Raw genomic sequence first — 22,457 nt, 5'->3', positions numbered from 1 at the left:
CCTTCGGCGCGGTCACCGCAATCAGTAATATGTCACATACTACTGATCGTCCAAGCGACCATCGTGCCGGGCCGACCGGCCCCGAGCCGCACACGGCTCCCGGCCCGGCCCGCCGACCGAACGGAGCAGCACCCATGCCCGACGCGCTGCGCAGCGTCAACCCGGCCACCGGCACCGCGTTCGGCGAACCGATCCCCGCCACCGACACAGCCGCCCGCCGCACCGAGGCCGCCCGCGCCGCCGCGCCCGCGCTCGCCGCGATGCGCCCCGCCGAACGCGCGAGCCTGCTGCGCGCCGTCGCCGCCGCCCTCACCGCCCGCGAAGACGCGATCGTCGCCCTCGCCGACGCCGAATCGGGCCTCGGCGAAGCCCGCCTCCGCGGCGAACTCGCCCGCACCACCGGCCAGTTCGAGCAGTACGGCGCCCACGCCGAGACCGGCGCGCCCCTCGACATCGTCATCGACCACGCCGCACCGAGGACCACCCCGCCCCGGCCCGACCTGCGACGGTGGAACGTCCCGCTCGGACCGGTCGCCGTCTACGCCGCCTCGAACTTCCCGCTCGGCTTCGGCGTCGCCGGGACCGACACCGCCGCCGCGCTGGCCGCCGGGTGCCCCGTCGTCGCCAAGGCCCACGACTCCCAGCCCGCCACCGCCGCCCTCCTCGCCGAGACCGTCACGGCCGCCATCGAGCAGCACGGCGCCGACCCGCGCGCGTTCGCCGTCGTCACCGGCTTCCAGGCCGGACTCGACCTCATCCGCGACCCCGCCATCAAGGCCGCCGCCTTCACCGGCTCGATCAGCGGCGGCCGCGCCCTCGCCGCGGAGGCCGCCGCCCGCCCCGAACCGATCCCGTTCTTCGGCGAACTCGGCAGCCTCAACCCGGTCGTGGCCACCCCCGAGGCCCTCGCCCAGCGCGGCGGGGCGCTGGCCGAGGAGTTCGCGACCTCGATGACCCTCGGCTCGGGCCAGTTCTGCACCAAACCGGGCCTGCTGTTCCTCCCCGAAGGCCACGGCCTGGAGGAGGCGCTCGCGGAGGCGGTGCGCGCCAAACAGGTCCACCCGATGCTCAACCGGCGGATCCGCGAGGCGTACCTCGCCGAGACCGCGGGCCTCGCCGCGCACCCGGCCGCGCGATCCCTCCTGGAACCGGTCCCCGGCGGCGAAGCCCATGCGGTGACACCGGCACTCATCGCGGCCCCGGCCGCCGCGATCGACGGCGACCGGACGCTGCTGCGCGAGTGCTTCGGGCCCGCCGCACTGGTGCTCACCTACGCCGACATCGCCGAGCTGGAACGGGTCCTGCCGCAACTGCCCGGCGGCCTGACCGGCGCGGTGCACCTGGCGACCTCCGCCGATCCCGTCGCCCGTGCCGTGCTGCCGCTGCTGGCCGAACGCTCGGGCCGCGTCATCGTCAACGGCTGGCCGACCGGAGTGGCGGTCACGCACGCGCAGCACCACGGCGGGCCGTGGCCGGCGACCACGAACGCCCGGCACACCTCGGTCGGCCCCGCCTCAATCGACCGCTTCCTGCGCCCGGTCGCCTACCAGTCCACGCCCGAAGCGCTACTGCCCGAAGCCCTCCACGAGGACAACCCGCTCAGCCTCCAACGACGCGTCGACGGCGCCCTGGAGCGCTAACGCAGGTCCGCGAGGAGGTCGTCGAGGGCCTTCTCCAGGGCCGCGACGTTGGCCGGGCCGAACCACGTGGTGCGGATGCGCTCGTTGCTGCCGCCCGGGGTCTCGTGGTCGGCCGCGAGCCGCTCCAGCGGGCGTTCCCGGTCGCCCAGCGCGCGGCCGACGCCCTGGAAGAGGCCGCGCACGTAGCGGTCGGCGGCCTCGGCCGGGACGCCCTGGTCCACGGCCCACGACGTGATCGCCGTCAGATACGCGTAGTTGGTGCTGATCGTACTCGCCAGCGCCGAGAAGACGTCGAACGCCGCCGGGTCCGCGACCGGCTGCGCCCCGCCGAGCAGGTCGAACAGCGCGTCCGTCTCCGGGTGGGACGGGTGCACCACCGTGACCCCGCGGCGCTCGCGGACCGCCGGCAGCGGGATTGCCTGCACGAGCACGGCATCGGTGCCGAGGATCTCGCGCAGCTCGTCGTTGGGGACGCCCGCCATCACGTTGACCACGATCGCGCGCCCGTCCACGCGCACCCCATCGAGGGCCTCGTGCCGGTCGCGGCGGCGCAGGGCGACGACGAGAAGGTCGGCGCGGTCGGCCACCTCCCGGTTGTCGGCGCAGACCCGCACGTTCGCGTAGCGCGAGGCCAGGTCCGCGGCCGTGGCCGCGCCCCGAGGGGAGAGGAGCACCTCCGGCGCCTTCTCGTCGCCCGCGCAGATGCCCTCCACCATCGCTCTGCCGATCTCGCCCACGCCGATGATGCCGATGCGATTCACCTGGTCCGCCTCCGTAATGCTCTCGTGTCGTCGAAGGCGATTGTCGCTCGCGGAGGCCGCGGGCCGCCACCGAACCACCGTTCCGCGACCGCGGGTCTCGGCACCGATCCTCGATGGACTCCCGCCCCGCGATGGCGCGGCGCACACGTACCGCGACCCGGTCGAGCACCGTCCGCCGCACCCCGACCGCACTCGCACACCGCCGCAAAAAGGACGAACAGCGGCGGAGTGCGCCTCGCACCGGCCCCGCCGCGCGTAGTATGGCCGGGTCATTGAGGACAGACCCCGCGCCGAGACTCGGAGACCCCATGGAACTGGTGGCGATCCTGTTCGCCCTCCTCGTCGGCGGACTGCTGCTCACCGCCGCCGCCGAATGGATGCGCATCCCCGCGCCCGTGCTCATCTGCCTCTACGGCCTCGCGCTCGGGCTCATCCCCGGGATGCCCGCGCTCGACATCGACCCCGAGCACCTGCTGCCGGTCCTCCTGCCGCCCCTGCTGTGGTCGGCCGCCCGCAAATCCTCCTGGCGGCACTTCGCCGCCAACTGGCGCCCGATCCTCTTCCTCGCGGTCGTCCTCGTCTTCGTGACCACCGCCGCGGTCGCCGTCCTCGCCGCCGCCATCAGCCCGGCCCTGCCGGTCATCGCCGCGGTCGTCCTCGGCGCCATCTGCGCCCCGCCCGACGCCGCCGCCGTCACCGCCGTCGCGAGCCGCCTCGGCCTGCCCCGCCGCCTCGTCACCATCCTCGAAGGCGAGGGCCTGTTCAACGACGTCACCGCCCTCACCCTCTACAACGTCGCCGTCCTCGGCGTCGTCACCGGATCGGTCTCCGTCCTCTGGTCGGCGGGCCTGTTCGCCTACTCGGCCCTCGCCGCGGCCGGGATCGGCCTGGGCGTCGGCTGGATCCTGGTCAAGCTCGGGTCCTTCGTGAACGACACCCGCGTCACCACCGCCCTGGGCCTCACCGCCCCCTACATCGCCTACCTCCTCGCCGAGGGCGCCAAGGCCTCCGGCGTCCTCGCCGTCATCGTCGCCGCGTTCTACATGGTCGCCCGTTCGATCGACCCCGACGACTTCGAGGGCCGCATCGTCCAGGGCTCGGTGTGGGAGGTGCTGGAGACGGGCCTGAACGCCCTCACCTTCGGCCTCGTCGGCATGGAGCTCATCGACATCATCGACGCCGTCGGCCCCGGCGTCGGCGACCTCCTGTGGAAGGCCCTCGCCGTCGCCGGCGCCGTGATCCTCATCCGGGCGATCTGGCTCGGACTCGCGATCCTTTTGGGACGCATGGGCATCGGCTGGAAGGAGCTGGGCAACCACCCGCGCCTGGCGATCGTCACCGCCTGGGCCGGGATGCGCGGGGTCGTCACCGTCGTGACCGCGCTGGCCCTGCCCGAGTTCACCGCCGACGGCTCGCCGTTCCCCGGCCGCGAGCAGATCCAGTTCCTCGCGGTCGTCGTCGTCCTGGCCACCCTCGTGGCCCAGGGCCTGACCCTGCCGGGCCTCATCGCGTTCCTCGGCGTCCGCGAGGACACCGAGAAGGAGACCGCGGCGCTGCGGGCGATCATGAGCACCGCGGGCGAGGCCGCCACCGACCGGCTGCGGGAGCTGCGCGGCAGGGGCGAGCTCGACGAGGAGGTGGCCGCCTCCATGGAGCGCTGGTTCGACAAGCGCGCCCAGCAGGTCACCGCCATGGTCGAGGACCGGCAGGACCCCGAGACCGAGCGGCTCGCCGAGAAGATGGACACCATGCAGCGCATCGAGGGGGAGATGCTCTCGGCCGCCACGGCCCGCATCCTCCAGATGCGCTCCTCCCCGGGCTACGACCCGGCGCTCATCGACCGGGTGCTCGGCGCCCTCGACCACCGGGCCGTGGGCCGCCGCAGGCCCGGCTGACCGCGCGAGACGCGTCGCGCCGGTATGTCGCGGCCCGGCCCGGGGCCGCCGCGCGCTTAGGGTTGCGCTTGTGGAGAGACGAGACGCGAGCGCGGCGGCGAGCCGCACCTTGGTGGAGCGCACGGCCGTGAAGGACCGGCGGCGGTCGAGGGCCCGCCTGGCCGCCGCCGCGGCCCTGCTGCTGGCCCTGACCGGCTGCGGCGCGGGCCAGCGGGCCGCGACGAGCGAGATGAAGCCGGCGATCTCCGGAGTGGACGCGGACGCCGGGTCGCTGGCCCTGCGCGACCTCGCGGTCGACTTCGGCGAGTCGGGCTCCTACCCGGCGGGCGGCGCCGCCCCGCTGCGGGTGTGGATCGCCAACGACGGCGAGACGGCCGTGGTGCTGGAGTCGGTGACGAGCCCGATCGCCGAGGCGGTCACGCTGGCGACCGACCCGGAAGCAGAGGACACGCCGTCCGAGGCCGCCCCCGAGGACGCCGAGTCCGGCGCGTCGCCGACCGGCGAGCGCGATTTCGCGGTGGAGATCGGCCCGAGCTCGTACACGCGGCTGTCGCCGAAGACCGGATCGTTCCTGCAACTGGAGGGCCTGACAGAGGACGTGTCGATGGGCTCGACGGTCGAGGTCGCCTTCGCGTTCTCGAACGGGGAGACGGTGACGGCGCACCTGCCGGTGGCCATGCCCGAGGTGGTCGAGTCGCGCTCGTACTACGAAGAGGGCCACGAGTAGCGCGATCATCGACGGGCGGCGGCGCCTCGCCGCCGCCTTTCGTCGCGCTCAGGGGATCTGGATGACCATCGCGGTGAGGTCGTCGTTGCGGGAGTAGCCGCCGGTGATGAAGTCCGAGCGCAGCCGGGTGCGCAGGTCGGCCGGTTCGCGCACGCCGGCGGCGACGTGGGCGTTGAGCAGCGAGTACAGCGGGAAGGTCTGCCCCACGGGGTTGCGCGCCTCCACGAGCCCGTCGGTGTAGGCGATGATGAGGTCGCCGTGGGCGAGCTCCACGTCGCGGACCTGCACGGGCGAGTCGATCCCGAAGTCGGCCAGGCCCAGTGGCGGCAGCGGCTTCCCGCCGATCGGGTAGGTGACCGAGCGAACCAGGAGCGGGGCCGGATGCCCGCACAGCAGGGTGCGGAGCCGGTCCCTGGCGGGGCTGATCTCGAAGATGACGGCCGTGGCGAACGTCTGGCCCCACTCGTCGCGGTCGCGGTTGTGCAGGCGCACCCGCCGCTCCAGGTGCGCGGCGAGCGTGGTCAGGTCGGGGTCGTCGAGGGCCCGCTCGCGGAACGTCCCGAGCAGCGCCTCGGTGAGGTGGACGGTGCTCAGGTCGTGGCCCTGGACGTCGCCGACGACCGCGCGCAGGCCGAAGTCGGTGTCCTGCACGTCGTAGAAGTCGCCGCCGATGAGGCCCGGGCTGCCGTGCGCGGTGCGGTAGACCGAGCTGATCTTCATGCCCGCGATCCGGCTGGGCAGGTCGGGCATGATGGCCTGCTGCGCGGTCTCGGCGACCAGCGTCATGTCGAGCAGGCGCTTGATGATCCGGTTCCTGGCCCAGGCCAGGACGATGCACAGGACGCCGACCACGGCGACCGGCGGCAGGTCGGACCAGAGGTTGTCCGGGAACGGCAGGAGGCCGAGCGTGTTGGCCCCGGCGCTGCCGAACGCGAGGACGCCGAGGGTGGCCGCGGTGGTCGCGACGGGCCCGTTGACCAGGGCGGTGAAGGCCGGCAGGAGGATGAGCGAGTAGTTGGCGTAGGGGACCATGATCGGGGTCATGAACGCGAGCGGCACGGTCGCGGCGAGCAGGATGAACGGCAGCAGCCGCAGGGTCAGGACCGAACCGGGGTGGCCCGAGGTGATGCGGTTCCAGGCGCTGGAGGGCACCGCGTAGGACCGCAGCTGCTCCTGCGTCTCCCCGCTCGACCGCCCCGTCCTGCTCACGCAGCGAGCGTAAACGTGCACAGGGGACTCGGGCCCGGAAACGGCGAAAGCGGACGGGGGCCGCTCCCGTCCGCCCTCGGCTCGTCGTGCGCGGGCCTCAGCCCTGGCCGGTGTGCGCGTCGATGCTCTCGCGCAGTCGCTGCTCGTCCTCGGCCGACAGGTTCGTCTGGAGGAGTTTGCCCTGGTACTGGCCGCCGAGCTCTTCGAGGACCTTGTCCTCGGTCGCGGAGAGGACCAGGAGCACGAGGGCCGCGCTGCCCGGGCTCAGCTCGGTGCCCAGCTCCTTCATGAAGGAGTCGTCCACCCCGATGTCGGTCATCGCCCCGCCCGCGGCCCCCGCGGCCGCGCCGACGGCCATGCCGAGCAGGGGAGCGAAGAACAGGAGGCCGATGAGGCCGCCCCAGATGGCGCCGCCGGCGGCGCTCACGCCGACCAGCGACGTGGACTGGTGGAGCTTGACCTTGCCGTCCTCGCGCCGCTCGACCACGACCGCGTCGCCGAGCTTGATGAGCTCGCGCTTCTGCATGCCGGCGAGTTTCTCGAGGACCGTCTGCGCCGTGGAGACGTCCGGGTAGGCCACGGCGATGAGTTGGCTCATGCGCGTCTTCCTCTCTTCGGGGCCGCCGACGGCGGCCTCTCGCCCGATTGTGGTCCCCGGCGCGTCCCCGCGGAGGGGAATCGCGCGCAATCGCGGGCCGCGCGGCGTCCCGCTTCGCGGGAGCGCGGTTGACGGAAACGCCCAGGCAATCTATATTTCCCATAGATTTGGTAGAGATCTTGCTCCCGTTTCCGACCCGGAAGGCCCCCAGTGCGCACCCTCGTCCTCCTCGGCCTGGTCGGCCTGGTCGCCCAGCTCGTCGACGGCAGCCTCGGCATGGCGTACGGCGTCACGTCCACGACGCTGCTGCTGGCCATCGGCACCAACCCCGCCTCGGCCTCGGCCACCGTGCACCTGGCCGAGATCGGGACCACCCTGGCCTCGGGCGCCTCGCACTGGAAGTTCGGCAACGTCGACTGGAAGGTCGTCGTCAAGATCGGCATCCCCGGCGCGATCGGCGCCTTCGCGGGCGCCACCTTCCTGTCGTGGCTCTCGACCGAGCTGGCCGGCCCGATCATGTCGATCATCCTGCTCTCGCTCGGCCTCTACCTCCTCATCCGCTTCACCGTTCGCGGCCTGGACCGGCGCAATCTCGGCAAGCCGCTGCGCAAGCGGTTCCTCACCCCGCTGGGCCTGGTCGGCGGCTTCCTCGACGCCACCGGCGGCGGCGGTTGGGGCCCGGTCGGCACGCCCGCGCTCCTCGCGAGCGGGCGCATCGAACCGCGCAAGGTCATCGGCTCGATCGACACCTCGGAGTTCCTGGTCGCCCTGGCCGCCTCGATCGGCTTCCTCGTCGGCATCGGCAGCGCGGGCATCAACTTCGCGTGGGTCGGCGTCCTGCTCGCCGGCGGCCTCATCGCCGCGCCGATCGCCGCCTGGCTGGTCCGCCACATCCCGCCGCGCGTCCTCGGCTCGGCCGTCGGCGGCGTCATCATCCTCACCAACTCCCGCACGCTCCTCAACAGCGACTGGGTCGGCGCCCCGACCTCGATCGCCATCGGCGTGTACATCGCCCTCGCGATCGTGTGGATCGCGGCCGTGGCCTACTCGGTCCGCCGCCACCTCGCCGAGCGCGACGTGGGCGAACCGGTCCTCGACAAGGCGAACAACGCCGCCGACGGCTCAGCCTCCGACACTGCCGCCGTCGAAGCGCCCGAGGCCGACGCCCCGGCCGGCGAACGGACCGCCGAGACCCCCTGAACCTCAGCTTCCCCAAGGGCCCGTTCCGTTCCCGGTGCGGGCCCGCTGCGTCTCCGCCGCCGCCTCCAAACCCATCATCCCTATTGGATTTGGATGACCTCATCCAAGTGAACTTCCAGTAGCATGTGGGCTCAACGTGGCCCTGTGCAGGACGGTTGGAGGCGCTGTGACGCAGTTCTACCAGGCAATGATCCGCGACGGAGGGCCACGGCTCGGACCCCGTCTGCGACGCTGCTTCGCGGCCTGGGCCGGCGCCGACGACGACGGCTCGCCCCGCCTCGAACACACCCGCGGCCGCACCCGCACCCTCCTCGCCGACAGCGCCGTCTGCGGGCGCTACACCCTCGACGCCCCCACCGGGGCCGGGCGGCTGCGCACCACCGCCACCTGGGCCGAAGGCCGCACGCCCGCGCAGAGCTGGGTCCGCGTCACCGTCGAAGGCGAGCTTTCCGAGGGCGCCGACCCCGTGCGCGCCCCCGGGTTCATGCCCGCCTTCCTCGCGACCGGCCGCGCCACCGACGGCGCCGTGCCCCTCGAATCGGGGCCGCACCTCGTCGGGCCCGAAGAGGTCCGGGAGCTGACCGGCTGGCTCTCCGACCCCGCCCGGAGCGTCCCTTGCATCGTCATGTCCGTGGACCGCACCGAACCGGGCCTCGTCGCCGCGTGCGCCGAACACCTCGCGGCCGAACTCGCCGGAGTCGCGATCGTCGCGCGCCTCTACGACAACCGGACCCAAGAGGACCTCAACAAGTGGCTCGGCCCCGACCTGAGCGTTTTCGGCGGCGGCCTGCGCACCTACCTGCCGGGGCTGCGCCCCGGAGAGGAGACCTACGCGATGCGCCACCAGCCCCGCGGCGGCGGCGCGATACGCGACCACGGCATACGCGCCCTCGGCGTCGTCATCTCCGGGGTCGTCGACGCCACGGTGCACCGGCCCCTGCCCACCGACATACGCCGGACCGAACCGCGGGTCGGCCGCGTCATCGCAGGGACCCTCGACGCGGACGCGCTCCACGCCGCGCCGCCGAGCCCCGCGGCGATACCCGTCCCCAGGCCGCCCAAGTCAATTGAGAAGACCGCCCGGCCGGCCGCGCCGCCGCCTCCAGCACCCGAGCCGGCCCCCGAGCCTGAACTCACCGCGCCCGAGCCGGTCGAACCAGAAGCCGTCGAACCAGAACCCGTCGAACCCGCGCCCGTCACCTCGGCCACGCCACCGCAACCCCCGGCGGCCCCCGCCGAATCATCCGGGGAACTCGCCGAGGCCATCGCCGAACGCCTCGCCGACCACCTCGACGACAGCGTCCTGGAAGCGCTCGTGGACATGGCCCGCGGCGGCGACTCCGAGACCACCGCCCTCATCAAGACCATGTCCGCCCACCTCGAAGCGCTCACCCGCGCCGTCGAGGCCGCCGGGCTCCTCGGCAGGCGCCGCCAAGGCGGCGGCCAGGAACTCGAACGCCTCCGCCTCCAATACGACCAGCTCGAATCGGACTACGTCGAACTCCAAGAGCACGAGCGCAAGGCCCAGGACCGCATCCGCTGGCTCGAGAGCCGCCTCGCCGAGCACGCCGACCCCGTCTACGGCGTCCAGAGCGCCGACTCCGACGGCCCCTGGGAGGCCGAGAGCCTCATGGACGTCGTCCAGAAGGCCCGCAAGCACCTACGGCACCTCGACCTCCCCGACACCCTCGACACCGAGGTCTCCAGGCTCGACGTCATGTACCCGCGCCACCGCAGGCGCTGGACCGGCAGGGCCTGGGACGCCCTGCGCGCCCTCGACGCCTACGCCGAGGCCCGCGCCGAGGAGCGCTTCACCGGCGGCTTCTACGACTGGTGCGCCCGGCCCCTGCCGGGCGCGCCGATCATCACCCCCAACATGGTGTCCATGAAGGAGTCCGACTCGGTCTCGGGGAACCCCAAGTTCTATCGGGCCCGGATCTTCCGCGTCCCCGCCGAGATCGACCCGTCCGGGCGCGTCTACATGCCCTCCCACATCAAACTCCAGCAGATCGGCTCGCCCGCGCCGCGGATGCACTTCCTCGACGACGCCGGCGGCGCCACGGGCAAGATCTGGATCGGCTACCTCGGCGGCCACCTGCCCAACACCCGCACCAACTGACCCCGGGACCGAAGCGCCACGCCCGCACCGCAGCGCTTGCGGCCGTGGACGACTCCGCCCGACACACCCGAACCGCCGAGGAACCCGCCCGCCCCGAACGGCCGACCGCTCCCGTAGGCTCGGGGAGAACCCGGGAGGAGCGTCGATGGACTTCATGCGCCGCAACGCGCGCTGGATCGCCCTGGCGGCGGTGCTCGCGATGACGGCACCGTTCCTCGCGCAGGGCTTCAACGCCCTGTTCGCGGTCGACACCTTCCTCGTGGCCGTGATCCTCCTGATCGCCATGGTGCTCGCCGTCGTCCTCCTGGCCCGGTCGCAGAACGACGAGGAGTGAACATGGGACGAAGGAGCCACCGCCTCTTCGCCCGCTGGTACCCGCAGGCCGCAGCCTCCCTTGAGGACCGCGGCCTCGGCGAGCAGCGGGCGCGGCTCCTGGCGGGCGCCGCCGGCCGCGTACTGGAGATCGGATGCGGGCACGGGGCGAACTTCGCGCACTACCCCGAGGCCGTGACCGAACTGGTCGCGGTCGAACCCGAGGAGCGAATGAGGGACCTCGCCCGCGCCAAGGCCGAGGAACTCGGCCGCGAGGCGACGGTGATCGACGGGCAGGCCGAGAAGCTGCCGCTGGAGAACGACTCGTTCGACGCGGTCGTGGCCACGCTGGTCTTGTGCTCGGTCGAGGACCAGGACCGGGCTCTGGCCGAGATCCACCGGGTGCTCAAGCCCGGCGGGGCGCTGATCTGCCTGGAGCACGTCGGCTCCGCGAACCGCGCGATCCGCACGGGCGAGGCCGTGTTCGACGCGGTCCTGTGGTCGCACGTGTTCGGCGGCTGCCACACCGGGCGCGACACCGGAGCGGCGATCGACCGGGCCGGATTCGACACCGGAGCGCTGTCGCCGCAGCGCTTCCCGGGGCTGCCGTTCCCGTTGAAGGTGAGCCCCCACCTGGTCGGCACCGCGCGCAAGCCCGCATAGCGACCGGGGCCGCTCGGGTCGGGCCCGATCAGTCGGTGACCGTCACGGTCAGCTCGACCGGTTCCTCGCGCTCGGGATCGGCGACGCACTCTTCGAGGTCGGTGCGGAAGCAGTACTGGAACACGAGCGTGGTCTCGCCCGGTCCGACGGCCTCGAAGTCCCAGGCCAGTTCGATGCCGCACCCGTCGCCGTCGCAGTCGGGGTCGTCGCGGGTCTCCCGGCCGACCTCGGTCAGGACCGCCGCGTCCGGCTCCTCCACGAGGTACCAGGAGTCGCCGACCGAGGGGTTGACCTTCCCGAAGTCGATCCGCAGGGTCTCGCCGGCGCTCACCGACGCGCTTTCGGCGTCGAGCGGGACGGTCGAATCTGGACCGGAACAGCCCGAGAGGGCAAGGACCAGTGCGAAGACCGGTGTCAAGAGCTTCGGTGCCGCCATGCGGGCCAGATTAGCGCCCCGGCCCCACTGATCCCGTGGACTCCTGGGGCGGAGGTGACCGCGGATGCCGAGAGGGGCGAGGTCACGGCACTGCGCGAGTCGGTCTTGAGGGTGCGCACCGCAATTTGGAAGGTCGCCTCACGAGCATCGTCCGCCTCGGCGCCGCCCGCCGCGTTGCGCGAGCGGGCTCGTGCCGGTCTTATGCGATGCGGCCGTAGGCGTTCAGCGTTCGCAAGGTGCTGTAGGTGAGGTGGCCGCCCCATTCGTGGACGACGGCAGGGGTCCACATCTCGAAGTTCGGCGCCCAGCCGCCGTCCTCGTTCTGCGCGTCGATGGCGAAGTCGAGGTGCAGGTCGATCTCCTCGCCGCTGAACAGCCGCCGCGCCAGCGAGTCGGGGCGCGGGGCGAGGTCGAGCGGGGAGTGGGTGTGGCCCGGCTCGTTCGGGTCGAGCGCCGCCGAGGCCCTGAGCGAGGGGGCGAGCCGCTCGAACTCGGCCTCGGCCCGCTCGCGGTCGGGGACGCGTTCGAGGAACGCGAGCACGCACATCGCGTCGTAGGCGCCGACCTCGGTGAGTCCGGCGATGGCGCGCCAGCAGAACTCGGTCGCCGGTGCCAGCCACGGGTGCCCGACGCCGTGCGTATGGAGGAGTCCGGCGAGCGGCGCGGTCGGGTTCAGCGCCGCGGGCGGCTTCTCGCCCTCCGGCTGCCACCAGGGGGCGCGTTCGTCGTCGAGGACGCTCGGCAGCACCCACGGCACGCCGCCGTCCTCAGTGGTGTTCGCTTCGAGCCACGCGCAGGCGCCGCGCACCGTCGCCGCCTCGAACACGCCGGCGTCGTCAAGGGCCCAGAACGCGATCTCGACGCCCTGCGGCTGGCCGCTCGCGCCGCGCAGGTCCGGCTCGATCGCGTGGCCGAAGCCGCCGTCAGGGTTCTGGTAGGCGCGCACCGCGTGCACCACCTGGCCGACGGGGCCGCCGCGGAACCGGTGCGCGAACCGGACCCGGTCGACGACCCTGGCGTTGAGGACCAGGTACCGCTCCGCCGCGGCGAATGCGTCCTTGCTGAGCTGCTTCATCGTTGAACCCCCTCGTTCGAAGACACGTGGCCCGTCGACCGTACCGGCGGGGTGCGACAGGTTCAGCCGATCGCGCGCTGAAAGGCCTCCAGGACCTCGTCGTTGAACAGGACGAAGCGGAGGTCCTCGATGTCGGTGCCGGCCTCCCGGACCGCGGCGACGGCGATTTCGGCGGCCGACGCGGCAGGCCAGCGGTAGACCCCGGCCGACACGGCGGGGAAGGCGATCGAGGCGGCGCCGAGTTCGCCGGCGACGCGCAGTGACTCGCGGTAGCAGGAGGTGAGGAGCGCGCTGCGGTCCTCGGTCTCGGAGTAGACCGGGCCGACGGTGTGGACGACCCAGCGGGCGTGAAGGCGCCCGGCGGTGGTTGCGACGGCCTGTCCCGTCGGCAGGCCGCGGCCGTATCTGGAGGCCCGCAGCGCCCGGCACTCCTCCAGGATCGCGGGGCCGCCCGCGCGGTGGATCGCGCCGTCGACGCCGCCTCCGCCGAGCAGCGAGGAGTTCGCGGCGTTGACGATCGCGTCGACGCGCTGGTGGGTGATGTCGCCCTTGAGAATCGAGATCGCCATGCCCGCATTCAAACACGATCCGAGCGGCGACGCTCCGAGGGAATCGGATCGGGTCAGTTCGCGCCGGCGGCACCGGGTCCGCACCACATGCGCGAAGCCCCGCAACCCGAACCCGATTCCCGCACCCGAATTCGAGGGTCCGCCGTACGCGCGCAGCCACGGTGAACCGGAACCGTTTGATCTACGTGAGTGCGCCGTCCACGCCAAACGCGCGAAGCCGCGGCCCGGACGCCTTCTGGTTCGCAGCACTGCCGCTTGACCGACGTGTTCGCGCTGCCGCAGTAGGTACCGCTCGCTGCCGGGCCCGTGAACGACGAACGCGGCCCGCGTATCGCGGGCCGCGTTCTCGTCCGGTCTTACCAGCGGTCGTGGACCTGCGGGCGGATCAGTTCGTCGTAGACCCGGGCGACCTCGGCGTGCACGTCCTCGCCGAGCGGCGCCAGATCGGCCGCCGCGGCGTTCGCCTCGGCCTGCTCGGCGTTGCGCGCCCCCGGGATGACGACCGAGACCGCCGGCTGGTCGAGAATCCACCGGAGCGCGAACTGCGCCATCGTGGCGCCCTCGGGCACGAGCGGCCGCAGCCGCTCCACCGCCGCCAGGCCCGTCTCGAAGTCCACGCCCGCGAAGGTCTCGCCCACGTCGAACGCCTCGCCTCGGCGGTTGAAGTTGCGGTGGTCGTCCTCGCCGAACTTCGTGTCGGCGGTGTACCTGCCCGACAGCAGCCCCGAAGCGAGCGGCACCCGCGCGATGATGCCCACGCCGGCCTTCTCGGCCGCCGGGAGCACCGCTTCGAGCGGCTTCTGCCGGAACGGGTTCAGGATGATCTGCACGGTCGCCACGTTCGGGCGGGCGATCGCCGCGAGCGCCTCCTCGCAGGTCTCGACGCTCACCCCGTAGCTGCGGAGGCGGCCTTCGGCGACCATGGCGTCGAGCGCGTCGAAGACCGCGTCGTCGGCGTACACCGCGGGCGGCGGGCAGTGCAGCTGCACCAGGTCGAGCGCGGGCACGTCCAGGTTCGCCCTCGAGTCGTCGTTCCACGCCTGGAAGTTCGCGGCGCTGTAGTGCTCGGGAAGTTGCTCGACCCTGCGGCCCATCTTGGTGGCGACGAAGACCTCGGGGTGGCGGGCGCGGAAGGCGCCGACGAAGCGCTCGGAGCGGCCGTCGCCGTACACGTCGGCGGTGTCGTAGAAGGTCACGCCCGAGCGGTGAGCAGCCTCAAGGGCCGCCTCGGCGTCGGCTTCGCTCACCTCGCCCCACGCCGAGCCGATCTGCCAGGCGCCGAAACCGACCACGCCCACCTCGATACCGGTCCTGCCGAGAATGCGTTGCTCCATGAGGTCCACTCCTTGCCAGCGTCGTCGCGGTCGCGGCGAGCATATCGAGCCCGCCTCCCCGCCGCGGGGGCCTCGCCCCGTCGGGTGACCCACGACTTCGACTAACCCATTTACAAAGGCGGGCGGGCGTCGTAGCATTCAGCCATGAAGTCCACCTCGCGCGACATCCGGCTCCGCAACTGCTTCGCGGTGCTGCGGCACCTCATCGCGGACGCGCCCACCTCCCGGCAGATCCTCGCCCGGGCGACCGACCTCAGCGTCGCCACCGTCTCGAACCTGGTGACCGACCTGATCGAGCTGGGCGTGGTGATGGAGGTGGGGCGCGAGGACTCCGGCGGCGGGCGGCCCCGGGCGCTCCTGGCGCCCAACGTCGGCGGCGGCGTCATGATCGGCGTCGACGTCGCCGAGACCTACGTGCACCTGGAGGCCTACGACCTCGCCCTGACGGTGGTCGACCGGGTCGAAGAGCGCATGGAGATCAGCGAGAACAGCCCCGAGCAGGTCATCGGCCACATCGCCTCCGCGCTCGACCGGGTCCGCGAGCGCCTCGGCGACCGCGCGGTCCTCGGCCTCGGCGTGAGCCTCCCCGGCCAGGTCGACGTCACCTGGGGCGTGTCGGGGTTCGCCCCCAACTGGAACTGGCACGACGTGCCCTTCCGCCAGATGCTCGCCGACCGGCTCGACCTCGACGTGCCGATCTACCTCGACAACCCCCTCAAGACCATCACCGTGGGCGAGCTGTGGTTCGGCGACGGCCGCGGCGTGGAGCGCTTCGCCGTCCTCATCCTCGGCACCGGCGTCGGCGCCGGGCTCGCCTTCTCCGGCGAGCTGTACCGCGGCGCGACCAACTCGGCGGGGGAGTGGGGCCACACCACCATCAACCCCGCGGGGCCCCAGTGCCGCTGCGGCGCCAAGGGCTGCATCGAGGCGTACGTGGGCGCGCCCGCGATCCTGTGGCAGTGGGCCCAGTTCGACGGGCGGGCCGGAGCCGTGTCCCAGACCGAGGCGATGGCCGCGCTGGCGGCGGCCTGGAGGGCCGGGGAGCCCGCGGCGGTGCGCACGGTCGAGACCGTGGCCGAGTACCTGGCGGCGGGGGTGTCGAACCTCGTCAACCTCGTCAACCCCGATCTGGTGGTCTTCGACGGCTGGGTCACCGGCGTCCTCGGCGACGCCCTCATCCCCGAGGTCGAGCGCCGCCTGCCCGCGCACGCCATGGAGGCCCCGCTCAAGGCCGTGCGGCTCAAGCGCAACCAGCAGGAGCGGAACATGGTCTCCCTCGGGGCGGCCGCGCTCGCGCTGGAGGGCCACCTCAGCCGCCTGAACACGGTCGGCTCCCGCACCCGCCGCTGAACGCGCCCGCCGGCGCGCTGCGCCGATCGAGGTGAGCGCTCCCACCCGTCGTCCCCGGAAAAGTTTCGAGGCCACTTACTTCAACCCATTGACAAAGTGCGCGGGAATGGCAAGACTGAGAGACGAATCGACACTTGTTGATTCTCTGCGCGACCTCCGGCCCTCACCCGGAACCGCGCGGGAACCCTTCCCACCTCTCACTCAGCGAGGAGCTACGAATGGTTGCCTTCCGCAACGACCGTCCTTCCAAGCAAGCGCTCGCAGGCCTGGCCCTCAACCGCCGCCGGATGCTCGCGCTCGGCGGCCTCGCCGCCGGCGCCGGCGCCCTCGGCGCCTGCGGCTCCGACACCGGCCGCGGCTCGGGCGACGGCGTCAACCTCTCCCAGTGGTACCACCAGTACGGCGAGGCCGGCACCCAGCAGGCCGCCGAAAGATACGCCGCCGCATACGAAGAGGCCGAGGTGACCATCAACTGGGTCCCCGGCGACTACGACACCGCCCTCTCCACCGGCCTGCTCGCCGACCGCGCCGGGGAGAGCCCCGACGTCTTCGAGAGCCACCTCAACCGCTCCATGGTCGACTCCGGCCAGGTCGTCCCCCTCGACGAGCTCTTCGAAGGCGTCCTCGACGACTTCACCGACATCGACATCAAGCGCAACTCGATCGACGGCAAGATCTACGGCATTCAGATGATCGACGACCCGCAGTTCCTCTACTACCGGCCCTCACACCTCGCCGCCAAGGGCATCTCCGAGCCCGAGACCTTCGACGACCTCATGGCCGCCGCGGCCGAACTCACCACCAGCGACGTCAAGGGCCTCTTCCTCGGCAACGACGACTCGGCCACCAAGCTCTTCCAGCCCATCGTCTTCTCCGCCGGGCAGAGCCTGCTCACCGACGACTTCCAGATCGGCTTCGACAAGGACACCGTCGTCGCCGGCGCCCTCCAGGTCAAGGCCCTCCACGACTCGAGCTCGCTCCTCATCGGAGCCCCGACCGAGGCCTGGGACCCCTCCTCGATCATCCAGGAGCTGTGCTCGATCCAGTGGTGCGGCCTGTGGGCCCTGCCCCAGATCGTCGAGGCCCACGGCGACGACCTCGCCGTCATGCCCTTCCCCGGCTTCGGCGGCGGCACGCCCACGGTCTTCAACGGCGGCTGGGCCACCTTCGTCAACGCCCGGTCCCCGCACGTCGAGGAGGCCAAGGCCTTCGCCAAGTGGCTGTGGATCGACCACGAGGAGTTCATCCAGGACTGGTGCCTGTCCTACGGCTTCCACATCCCGCCGCGCAAGTCCATGGCCGCCGACGCCGACGCCCTCACCACCGGTCCCGCCGCCACCGCCGTCCAGATCTCCCAGGACCACGGCTGGGGCGAGGACCCCAACTGGACCCCGGTCATGGAGACCGCCGTGGACGACATGATGACCCACATCGTCCTCGAAGGCGCCGACCCCGAGGCCGAGTTCGACACGGCCGTCGGGACCATCCAGGCCGAACTCGACTCGATCTTCGGCTGATCGGAGCACCCGTGGCCGTCTCCGAAGAGACCGCCGCGCCCGAAGCGAAGGCGAGGCCCGGGGAGCGCACCCCCCGGGCCCGCCGCAAGGGCAGCTGGCGGACCGCACTCACCTTCTGGTACTTCGTCGGGCCGTTCGCGGTCGGCCTGTTCGTCTTCTCCTACGTCCCGGTGATCTGGAGCGCCTACCTCTCGTTCTTCGACGCGCGCAACACCGTCACCCCCGAGCCCGAGAACTTCGTGGGCTTCGGCAACTACGTGACCATGATCAAGGACCGGGCCTTCCAGGACAGCCTGGTCACCTTCACCGTCTTCGCGCTGCTCATGGTCCCCTTGACCTTCGGGTTCTCGCTCGCGCTGGCGCTGCTGCTCAACAAGGTGCGGACGGCGCGCGCGTTCTTCCGCTCGGTGTTCTTCCTGCCGTTCGCCTGCTCCTACGTGGTCGCCTCCCTGGTGTGGAAGATGTCGATCTTCAACGGCGTGCGCTACGGCCTGATGAACTCGATCCTCGACCTGTTCGGCATCGACGACGTGGCCTGGCTCTTCGACCCCACCCCGCCCTGGTACTGGCTCGTCATCGTGTCGCTGCGGCTGTGGATCCAGAGCGGCTTCTACATGATCCTGTTCATCGCCGCGCTCCAGCAGATCCCCGAGCAGCTCTACGAGGCCGCCTATGTGGACGGCGCGAAACCGGGCTGGAAGACCTTCTGGCACATCACGCTGCCGCAACTGCGCGCCACCTCCGTGGCCGTGCTCATGCTCTGCCTCATCGCCGCCTACCAGGCGTTCGACGAGTTCTACAACCTCATCGGCAACCAGGCCTACGCCAGACCGCCGCTGATGTACCTGTACACCACGGCACTCGGCATCACCCAGGACCTCGGGCGCGGCTCGGCGGGGGCGCTCATCCTCGCGCTCCTCATCGCGATCGTGACCCTGCTGCAAGGCAAGATCCTCGGTTTCGGCAACGCGGAGGGGAAGTAGCATGGCACTCGGCTCGCAACGCAAGACCCCGGTCGGATACCGACCGGGCCGCGGCGGGAAGGCCTCGCGGGCGGCGGTGTTCGCCGTCCTGTGCGTCCTCGCCGTGATCTTCCTGATCCCCTTCTACCTGATCGTGCGCAACGCGCTCGCCACCGACGCGGAGATCACCGCGCCCGGCTGGCTGTGGTTCTCGCCCGATCCGGCGTGGGAGAACGTCTCGCGGCTGTTCAACGACGAGAACGTGCCGATGGCCCGATCGCTCCTCAACTCCGCGGTCGTCGCCGTCATGACCACGGTCGGGACGCTGTTCCTGTGCGCCACAGCCGGATACGGCCTCGCGCGCATCCCGTACCGGCACGCGGACAAGGTCTTCTACATGACGCTGGCGACGCTCATGATCCCCGGGGCGATCGTGTTCGTGCCGAACTTCGTGATGGTCTCCAGCCTCGGCTGGCTCTCGGACTACCGGGGGCTGATCATCCCGACCCTGTTCAGCGGCTTCGCGACCTTCCTGTGCCGCCAGTACTTCCTGGGCTTCCCCCGGGAGCTGGAGGAGGCCGCGCGGGTGGACGGCCTGGGCTACTGGGGCGCGTTCTGGCGCATCGTGGTCCCCAACTCCGGGAGCTTCCTGGCCGCGATCGCGGTGATCACCTTCGTCGGCGCCTGGAACGCGTTCCTGTGGCCCCTCGTGATCGGCAGGTCCCAGGACTCGTGGACGGTGCAGGTGGCCCTGTCGACGTTCCTCACCGCGCAGACGATCAGCATCTCGCAGCTGTTCATGGCCGCCGCCGTGGCGATCCTGCCGCTCATATTCGTCTTCCTGTTCCTACAGCGGTTCCTCGTCCAGGGGGTGGCGCAGACCGGCCTGAAGGGCTGACCGCGAGCGTCGGTGCCTCGGCTCGGCCGAGGCACCGACGCGAACTCCGGACCCCTCGCCGCGCCCGCCCGCTAGTCTTGCCGCTGTGGATCTGACCGAATACGTGCCCGTCGTGCCCGACTTCCCCGAACCGGGCGTCGGCTTCCGGGACATCACGCCCCTGCTGGCCGCCCCCGAGGCGTTCGGCGAGTCCGTCGACCGGCTCCAAGAGGCCTGCTCGGCCCACCCGTACGACACCATCGCCGCCTTCGACGCCCGCGGCTTCCTGTGGGCCGCGCCGCTGGCCGACCGCACCCGCACGCCGCTGGTCCCGATCCGCAAGGCCGGGAAGCTCCCGCGCGCCGCCGCCGTCGAGACCTACCGCGGCGAGTACGCCGACGTGCGCGTGGAACTGCACGCCGACGCGATCCGCCCCGGCGACCGGGTCCTGCTCGTGGACGACGTCATCGCCACCGGCGAGTCCATGGCCGCCGGCGTGCGCCTCGTCGAGGGCCTCGGCGGCACCGTGGCCGCGTGCGCCGCCCTGCTGGAGATCGCCGCCCTCTCCGGCCGCGACCGCCTCGACGGCTACCCGGTCGTCTCGCTCCTCGGCAAACTCTGACCCCCGGGATTTCCCAGCAACGCAACGAAAGACGCGCGGAACACCGCCGTTCCGCGCGTCATATCGAATTCAGCCGACGAGCTTCGCCAGGTTCGCAGGGTCGGCCAGCGCCGAGCCCATGCCGATCACCGAGGCGCCCGCCCGCAGGTACGCGTCGACCTCGTCGGGGCCGACCCCGCCGGTCGCCACGAAGCGCACGTCCGGGAACGGCCCGGCCATCGCCTTGAACCAGTCCTGGCCCAGCGAGGAGGCCGGGAAGACCTTCACCCACCGGCAGCCGAGGTCCCGCGCGAGCGCGACCTCGCTGGCGGTCGCCACGCCCGGCAGGTGCGGCAGGCCGGCCTCGTGCGAGGCCTCCACGACCGCCGGGTTCAGGCCCGGCGCGATCGTGTAGGCCGCTCCCGCCGCGGCGGCCCGCTCGACGTGGGCGACCGAGACGACGGTGCCCGCGCCGACGGCGTGCCCGCGCGGCTCGGCGGCCTTGACCGCCGCGGCCAGCGACACCTCTTGGCCCGGCTGCCCGATCGGGACCTCCACGAGGTCGATCTCGGCGTCCCAGACGCGCTCGGACAGGGCCACGGTCTCGTCGGCGGGCAGGCCCCGCCAGATCGCCATGACGCGCTGGCCTTCGAAGAGGCGGTCGAAGTAGTCGCCTTGGTCTAGGGTCACTGGTCCTCCAGGAGGGTTCGGACGGTCTCGGGCGGCGGCGGGGGCGCGAGGTCCCCGACGGTCTGGAGGGCCCCGGCGGCGAGCCGGTGGCCCAGGCGCATCGACGCCTCGACGGAGGCGCGGCGCAGGCGGCCGTAGAGGAAGCCGGCCGCGAAGGCGTCGCCGGCGCCGACGGGTTCGACGACCTCGACGGGTTCGGCGGGGGAGTAGTGGACCGCGTCGCCTTCGAAGGCGGTGACGCCATTGCCGCCGTCCTTGACGACGAGCACGCCCGCGCCCGGCAGCAGCGCCCGCACGTCCTCGGCGGTCTGCGAGCCCCACAGGGTCTGCGCTTCGTCGAGTCCGACGAACGCGATGTCGGCCGCGCCGGCGAGGCGCGCGAGGACCGGTCCGGCCTCGGCGACCGGCCACAGCGCGGGCCGGTAGTTCACGTCGAAGCTCACCTGGGCCGGGGCGAGCGCCCTGCCCTCGACGAGTTCGTCGATGAGCGCGGCGCACGAGTCCGACAGGGCCGCGGTGATGCCCGACAGGTGCAGGATCTGCGGCGGCTCGGTGCGCGCGAGGTGGCCGGGCGCCATCGTGGAGGCCGCCGATCCGCGCCGGTAGTAGTGGACGGTGGTTCCTTCGGGACCGGGGTCCTTGAAGTAGACGCCGGTGGGGCGGCCGGGGTCGGTCGCGATGCCGGAGGTGTCCACGCCGGCGTCGGCGAGGACGTCGCGGATGCGGTGCCCGAACGGATCGTCGCCGACCTTGCCGCACCAGGCGGCGTCGGCGCCGAGGCGCGCGAGGGCCACGGCCACATTGGATTCGGCTCCGGCGACCCCGGCGTGCAGGTCGACGGCGGTGCGGAGGGGGCCGGCTGCCGCGGGGGCGAGGACGATCATCGACTCGCCCAGGCACAGGACGTCCATGTGGCTCCTGATCCATTGCTCTGCCGCGATTCGCGCTGGACTAATGTAGGCGGCGCGGACCGCGGTCGGGGGTGGGGACGCCCCAGCCTACCGGTTGGAAAGCGCATTCACAAGATTCATGTGTCCGGCGTTGCGCGTAGCATTGGCAGACCGGGCTCGAACCGAAGGGGGCGACCATGACCAATACGCTCCTGTTCAAGATCTTCGCCTGGACCATCGGCGTCCTCGTGCTTCTGTGGATGCTCGCCGAGTGCCTCGGCGGGGTCGATCCGGCCGACCCCGGGGACCTGGAGACCGGCCGCACCAACGACCAGTACCGGGCCGACTGCGACCACGCCTGGGAAGCGCTCGAACTGGCCTCGGGGGCCGATGTGGACACCCTCGACTCGGTGCTCGACCGGCTGGACGCGCTCGACGCGCAGATCGCCGACGGGGACCTCAAGGCGCGCGCGGCCGGGTACGGGCGCGAGGCCGAGTCGATCCTGACCTCGATCCAGGACGAGGGCGAACGCCGCGAAGCGCTCATGGAGTTCCGCCAGTCGGAGGGCTTCGACCTTTCGTTGCAGTGCCCCGTCACCTGACCGGCGTTTTGCCCCGAAGATGCCCCGACGTGGCCGACCCTCCCGATCGAGGATTGACAGTGGTCCACATTACCGGTAAATTCGACACGTTCGAACATCCTTGCCTTTGAAGGATGTCGAGTCGACCTCGATGTGGAGTGGCGCGCCGCGCCGCGGGCCGGTTTCCGGCCCGCCTTGGCAGCGCCCGCGAGCCGCCGACCGGCCCCGATACCGGGCCGCGGCGGCGCTCCTCCGCCTAGACCTTGCTCTGGGGTTGACGGGGCGGGCCCGCCCGAGGCCGCTTCGGCCGCGCCTGCGCGGTGCGGAGGCGGCACCTGTCGAGCCCGCCCCGTTTCTATGACGAACGACGCGAAACCGCACAGATCCTCGGTCCGATTCGCGGTCCCGCAAGCGTTCGCGGCGATCCTCGCGTTTGGGTTCGGGGCCGCGC

Annotated in this window: 22 protein-coding genes; 13 read left to right on the top strand and 9 right to left on the bottom strand. The window is 72.0% G+C overall.

Going from position 1 to position 22,457, the window contains the following annotated elements; all coding sequences use genetic code 11:
- Positions 1-134 precede the first annotated feature (134 nt).
- Positions 135-1,640: an aldehyde dehydrogenase family protein gene (locus IF12_RS0107395; RefSeq protein ID WP_035748595.1), complete on the top strand. Its 1,506-nt coding sequence runs from the start codon at positions 135-137 to the stop codon at positions 1,638-1,640.
- Here the strand turns inward: IF12_RS0107395 and IF12_RS0107390 are convergent.
- Positions 1,637-2,401 (bottom strand): NAD(P)-binding domain-containing protein, encoded by a 765-nt coding sequence (locus IF12_RS0107390; RefSeq protein WP_030156351.1) that lies wholly within the window; start codon positions 2,399-2,401, stop codon positions 1,637-1,639. The genes IF12_RS0107395 and IF12_RS0107390 overlap by 4 nt on opposite strands.
- A 308-nt stretch (positions 2,402-2,709) precedes the next feature.
- Here IF12_RS0107390 and IF12_RS0107385 point away from each other — a divergent pair, with 308 nt between their 5' ends.
- Together IF12_RS0107385 and IF12_RS0107380 are read left to right on the top strand one after the other, a co-directional pair.
- Positions 2,710-4,296 (top strand): sodium:proton antiporter, encoded by a 1,587-nt coding sequence (locus IF12_RS0107385; protein WP_030156348.1) that lies wholly within the window; start codon positions 2,710-2,712, stop codon positions 4,294-4,296.
- Positions 4,297-4,366: 70 nt separating this feature from the next.
- Positions 4,367-5,023: a hypothetical protein gene (locus IF12_RS0107380; protein WP_133884298.1), complete on the top strand. Its 657-nt coding sequence runs from the start codon at positions 4,367-4,369 to the stop codon at positions 5,021-5,023.
- A 48-nt stretch (positions 5,024-5,071) separates the two neighbouring features.
- Here IF12_RS0107380 and IF12_RS0107375 read toward each other — a convergent pair whose 3' ends face one another.
- Together IF12_RS0107375 and IF12_RS0107370 are read right to left on the bottom strand one after the other, a co-directional pair.
- Positions 5,072-6,232: a PP2C family protein-serine/threonine phosphatase gene (locus IF12_RS0107375; RefSeq protein ID WP_133884297.1), complete on the bottom strand. Its 1,161-nt coding sequence runs from the start codon at positions 6,230-6,232 to the stop codon at positions 5,072-5,074.
- 97 nt (positions 6,233-6,329) lie between these two features.
- Positions 6,330-6,830: a DUF1269 domain-containing protein gene (locus IF12_RS0107370; RefSeq protein ID WP_030156341.1), complete on the bottom strand. Its 501-nt coding sequence runs from the start codon at positions 6,828-6,830 to the stop codon at positions 6,330-6,332.
- 210 nt (positions 6,831-7,040) lie between these two features.
- On the opposite strand from IF12_RS0107370, the gene IF12_RS0107365 reads away from it, so the two are divergent.
- The 4 genes from IF12_RS0107365 (at position 7,041) to IF12_RS0107350 (ending at position 11,124) form a co-directional block, all read left to right on the top strand.
- Positions 7,041-8,030, top strand: a complete 990-nt coding sequence (locus tag IF12_RS0107365; RefSeq protein ID WP_030156339.1) for a sulfite exporter TauE/SafE family protein — start codon at positions 7,041-7,043, stop codon at positions 8,028-8,030.
- Positions 8,031-8,196: 166 nt separating this feature from the next.
- Complete coding sequence (locus IF12_RS0107360; RefSeq protein ID WP_030156337.1) at positions 8,197-10,149, top strand: hypothetical protein; 1,953 nt, start codon at positions 8,197-8,199, stop codon at positions 10,147-10,149.
- A gap of 145 nt (positions 10,150-10,294) precedes the next feature.
- A complete protein-coding gene (locus IF12_RS0107355; protein ID WP_030156334.1) occupies positions 10,295-10,483 on the top strand; it encodes a hypothetical protein in 189 nt (62 codons plus the stop codon).
- 2 nt (positions 10,484-10,485) lie between these two features.
- Complete coding sequence (locus IF12_RS0107350) at positions 10,486-11,124, top strand: class I SAM-dependent methyltransferase (RefSeq protein WP_030156332.1); 639 nt, start codon at positions 10,486-10,488, stop codon at positions 11,122-11,124.
- A 28-nt stretch (positions 11,125-11,152) separates the two neighbouring features.
- On the opposite strand, the gene IF12_RS0107345 is transcribed toward IF12_RS0107350, so the two are convergent.
- The 4 genes from IF12_RS0107345 to IF12_RS0107330 form a co-directional block, all read right to left on the bottom strand.
- Positions 11,153-11,560 (bottom strand): protease inhibitor I42 family protein, encoded by a 408-nt coding sequence (locus tag IF12_RS0107345; protein WP_081913341.1) that lies wholly within the window; start codon positions 11,558-11,560, stop codon positions 11,153-11,155.
- 199 nt (positions 11,561-11,759) lie between these two features.
- Positions 11,760-12,635, bottom strand: coding sequence for a hypothetical protein (locus tag IF12_RS0107340; protein WP_030156328.1), 876 nt, complete (start codon positions 12,633-12,635; stop codon positions 11,760-11,762).
- Positions 12,636-12,697: 62 nt separating this feature from the next.
- On the bottom strand, positions 12,698-13,204 hold the full coding sequence (locus IF12_RS0107335; protein ID WP_030156326.1) for an O-acetyl-ADP-ribose deacetylase: 507 nt from the start codon (positions 13,202-13,204) through the stop codon (positions 12,698-12,700).
- Between the two features lie 356 nt (positions 13,205-13,560).
- The gene (locus IF12_RS0107330; RefSeq protein ID WP_030156324.1) at positions 13,561-14,538 is read right to left on the bottom strand and encodes an aldo/keto reductase; all 978 of its coding nucleotides are present in this window, start codon (positions 14,536-14,538) and stop codon (positions 13,561-13,563) included.
- 144 nt (positions 14,539-14,682) lie between these two features.
- Between IF12_RS0107330 and IF12_RS0107325 the strand changes: the two genes are divergently transcribed.
- The 5 genes from IF12_RS0107325 to IF12_RS0107305 all read left to right on the top strand — a co-directional run bounded on the left by IF12_RS0107325 (position 14,683) and on the right by IF12_RS0107305 (position 19,866).
- The gene (locus tag IF12_RS0107325) at positions 14,683-15,888 is read left to right on the top strand and encodes an ROK family transcriptional regulator (protein ID WP_030156322.1); all 1,206 of its coding nucleotides are present in this window, start codon (positions 14,683-14,685) and stop codon (positions 15,886-15,888) included.
- Between the two features lie 218 nt (positions 15,889-16,106).
- Positions 16,107-17,405 (top strand): ABC transporter substrate-binding protein, encoded by a 1,299-nt coding sequence (locus tag IF12_RS0107320; RefSeq protein WP_051704083.1) that lies wholly within the window; start codon positions 16,107-16,109, stop codon positions 17,403-17,405.
- An 11-nt stretch (positions 17,406-17,416) separates the two neighbouring features.
- Entirely contained in the window at positions 17,417-18,388 is a 972-nt protein-coding gene (locus IF12_RS0107315) for a carbohydrate ABC transporter permease (protein ID WP_030156317.1), read from the top strand.
- A gap of 1 nt (position 18,389) precedes the next feature.
- Positions 18,390-19,265: a carbohydrate ABC transporter permease gene (locus tag IF12_RS0107310; protein ID WP_030156315.1), complete on the top strand. Its 876-nt coding sequence runs from the start codon at positions 18,390-18,392 to the stop codon at positions 19,263-19,265.
- A gap of 85 nt (positions 19,266-19,350) precedes the next feature.
- Complete coding sequence (locus IF12_RS0107305; protein ID WP_030156313.1) at positions 19,351-19,866, top strand: adenine phosphoribosyltransferase; 516 nt, start codon at positions 19,351-19,353, stop codon at positions 19,864-19,866.
- 69 nt (positions 19,867-19,935) lie between these two features.
- Here IF12_RS0107305 and IF12_RS0107300 read toward each other — a convergent pair whose 3' ends face one another.
- Positions 19,936-20,535 (bottom strand): bifunctional 4-hydroxy-2-oxoglutarate aldolase/2-dehydro-3-deoxy-phosphogluconate aldolase, encoded by a 600-nt coding sequence (locus IF12_RS0107300; protein WP_030156311.1) that lies wholly within the window; start codon positions 20,533-20,535, stop codon positions 19,936-19,938.
- Positions 20,532-21,446, bottom strand: a complete 915-nt coding sequence (locus IF12_RS0107295; RefSeq protein ID WP_030156309.1) for a sugar kinase — start codon at positions 21,444-21,446, stop codon at positions 20,532-20,534. Before IF12_RS0107295 ends, IF12_RS0107300 begins: the two co-directional genes overlap by 4 nt.
- A gap of 176 nt (positions 21,447-21,622) precedes the next feature.
- On the opposite strand from IF12_RS0107295, the gene IF12_RS0107290 reads away from it, so the two are divergent.
- A complete protein-coding gene (locus IF12_RS0107290) occupies positions 21,623-22,027 on the top strand; it encodes a hypothetical protein (protein WP_030156307.1) in 405 nt (134 codons plus the stop codon).
- The last annotated feature ends 430 nt before the right edge of the window (positions 22,028-22,457 follow it).

The sequence above is a fragment of the Glycomyces sp. NRRL B-16210 genome (assembly GCF_000719515.1).
GTDB lineage: Bacteria > Actinomycetota > Actinomycetes > Mycobacteriales > Micromonosporaceae > Glycomyces.
This window is presented reverse-complemented; position numbering and strand designations above follow the sequence as displayed.

Bases quoted from the DNA above. Each gene is read 5' to 3' on its own strand.
- IF12_RS0107395 (WP_035748595.1), top strand. From the start codon at position 135: ATGCCCGACGCGCTGCGCAGCGTCAACCCGGCCACCGGCACCGCGTTC.
- IF12_RS0107385 (WP_030156348.1), top strand. From the start codon at position 2,710: ATGGAACTGGTGGCGATCCTGTTCGCCCTCCTCGTCGGCGGACTGCTG.
- IF12_RS0107370 (WP_030156341.1), bottom strand. From the start codon at position 6,830: ATGAGCCAACTCATCGCCGTGGCCTACCCGGACGTCTCCACGGCGCAG.
- IF12_RS0107355 (WP_030156334.1), top strand. From the start codon at position 10,295: ATGGACTTCATGCGCCGCAACGCGCGCTGGATCGCCCTGGCGGCGGTG.
- IF12_RS0107350 (WP_030156332.1), top strand. From the start codon at position 10,486: ATGGGACGAAGGAGCCACCGCCTCTTCGCCCGCTGGTACCCGCAGGCC.
- IF12_RS0107345 (WP_081913341.1), bottom strand. From the start codon at position 11,560: ATGGCGGCACCGAAGCTCTTGACACCGGTCTTCGCACTGGTCCTTGCC.
- IF12_RS0107340 (WP_030156328.1), bottom strand. From the start codon at position 12,635: ATGAAGCAGCTCAGCAAGGACGCATTCGCCGCGGCGGAGCGGTACCTG.
- IF12_RS0107335 (WP_030156326.1), bottom strand. From the start codon at position 13,204: ATGGCGATCTCGATTCTCAAGGGCGACATCACCCACCAGCGCGTCGAC.
- IF12_RS0107330 (WP_030156324.1), bottom strand. From the start codon at position 14,538: ATGGAGCAACGCATTCTCGGCAGGACCGGTATCGAGGTGGGCGTGGTC.
- IF12_RS0107325 (WP_030156322.1), top strand. From the start codon at position 14,683: ATGAAGTCCACCTCGCGCGACATCCGGCTCCGCAACTGCTTCGCGGTG.
- IF12_RS0107320 (WP_051704083.1), top strand. From the start codon at position 16,107: ATGGTTGCCTTCCGCAACGACCGTCCTTCCAAGCAAGCGCTCGCAGGC.
- IF12_RS0107310 (WP_030156315.1), top strand. From the start codon at position 18,390: ATGGCACTCGGCTCGCAACGCAAGACCCCGGTCGGATACCGACCGGGC.
- IF12_RS0107295 (WP_030156309.1), bottom strand. From the start codon at position 21,446: ATGGACGTCCTGTGCCTGGGCGAGTCGATGATCGTCCTCGCCCCCGCG.
- IF12_RS0107290 (WP_030156307.1), top strand. From the start codon at position 21,623: ATGACCAATACGCTCCTGTTCAAGATCTTCGCCTGGACCATCGGCGTC.